This is a genomic window from Algibacter sp. L4_22 (assembly GCF_023473045.1).
GTDB lineage: Bacteria > Bacteroidota > Bacteroidia > Flavobacteriales > Flavobacteriaceae > Algibacter.
Genome location: NZ_JAMCOK010000033.1, coordinates 1 through 1,542, shown reverse-complemented (window position 1 = coordinate 1,542; position 1,542 = coordinate 1). Strand labels below are relative to the sequence as shown.

Annotated in this window: 2 protein-coding genes; both read right to left on the bottom strand. The window is 32.4% G+C overall.

Features of this window, described 5'->3' with window-relative positions:
• Positions 1–210: 210 nt before the first annotated feature.
• On the bottom strand, positions 211–693 hold the full coding sequence (locus M4I23_RS19430; protein ID WP_249755516.1) for a hypothetical protein: 483 nt from the start codon (positions 691–693) through the stop codon (positions 211–213).
• 170 nt (positions 694–863) lie between these two features.
• On the bottom strand, positions 864–1,355 hold the full coding sequence (locus tag M4I23_RS19425; RefSeq protein ID WP_249755515.1) for a hypothetical protein: 492 nt from the start codon (positions 1,353–1,355) through the stop codon (positions 864–866).
• Positions 1,356–1,542: the final 187 nt, after the last annotated feature.

Here is a 1,542-nt window from a genome sequence, read left to right as displayed (position 1 = left end):
GTGATTTTTTAAAACTTGCTTTACACATCGAAGTTTAAATGCGTAATCATACTTGACTTTTCTTCCCATAATAATACCCTCAAATAGTGTCTAACTTTTTGGGAGCAGTTCAAAGTCCGCGAGGACTTTCGCAAGTAGGCAAGAAGCCAGCAATAAATTATATACGGTGTTGCCAGTAGTTTTTATTCCTTTTTGATGTTTATTTCACTTTTAAATCAATTCAGAAGTTACATTCTCAACTTTTCCAAACTCGTTAAATATAATCACTAATTCATAATGGTCTAAAACTCCAATATTATCAGGTTCAGGAACGAGATAACAAATCGTATTCGGACTTGTTTTGTATCCACATTCTCCATCATTTTTACCCAGAATTTCAATCACTTCTTTTTTGTTTTTTCCGATTAACACATTTTCTTTTAAGTCATTAATCATTCTGTATCGTGAGTCAGTATTTTCAATCCAGTCTTTTGAATTAAAATCTTTCGACCTCAATATTGGATTTATTATTCCGTAACAGATTCCAATAAATAATGTTGTCCATATAAATGGCATTAAAAGTGTTGCCAAAAAAGAGTACATTTTTAAGTTCTTAATTCCAGATTTTCTTTTCAAAAATTTTCTATACAAAAAGTATGAAGGTATTAAGAAAAGGATTTCAATTACTACAAAAATAAAAATCAGTTCAATCATTTCTCAATTTTGGTCAAATTACTGGCAACGGTTACGTATAAGAATTGTGCGTTTTTGTGTGCGAGGATTTTCCGCAGGAAAATCAGAAGTAACAAAAGTGCACTGTTCTTTGTTTAAGCACTAATCTACGCATTATTTTTATGCGATGTTGTAAGCTGGCTTTTAGATTCTCAAAATTTCCACCAAGGTTTTTTCGGTTCCATTGGTTTTATTTGATTTTCTATTTCCCAAAAGGATTTATCAAACTTTTCATTCAGAGTTTTTTCAGTCAGATTATGTCCGTAAGGATAAATTCCGTCTTCCAATCCATTTTGAATTCTCTTAATTATTCTTTGTCCAGGCCAAGAGGTTGTTCCGTCTCCAAGTTCGACCGCAATATTTATTTCTCCTTGTGGATCATTGTCGTCCGTTATCCATTTAGAATTCGGAACATTTTTAATCAACGTTTCTCCAATATAGGCAGAAATTGAAAATATAATTCCTCCTAAATTCTTTGAAAGTCGACCACCTTTAATTGGTTGTCCATCTTTCGTGTATTTTTGGATAAACTTGTCTATTTCCAATAAACTACTAATCGAATAGTCTAATTCAATTCCGTCAGATTTGAACGCTTTGACTGTCCAATCAGTTTGTTTCTTAATGTCTTCTAATAATGTCGCCATTCGTTTCTTTAGCTTGCTTACAACGTTTATGTATAAGAATAGTTGCGGGTTTGTATGCGAGGATTTTCCGAAGGAAAATCAGATGCAAGCAAACGCGCATTAACTCTTGGTTAGGCACTAAACTAAGCATTATTTTTATACAATGTTAGCATGCGTGTTTATTTTTGTCGGACTTATTTTACGAAAT

Coding starts and splice junctions, on each gene's coding strand:
- M4I23_RS19425 (WP_249755515.1), bottom strand. CDS start 1,355: ATGGCGACATTATTAGAAGACATTAAGAAACAAACTGATTGGACAGTC.
- M4I23_RS19430 (WP_249755516.1), bottom strand. CDS start 693: ATGATTGAACTGATTTTTATTTTTGTAGTAATTGAAATCCTTTTCTTA.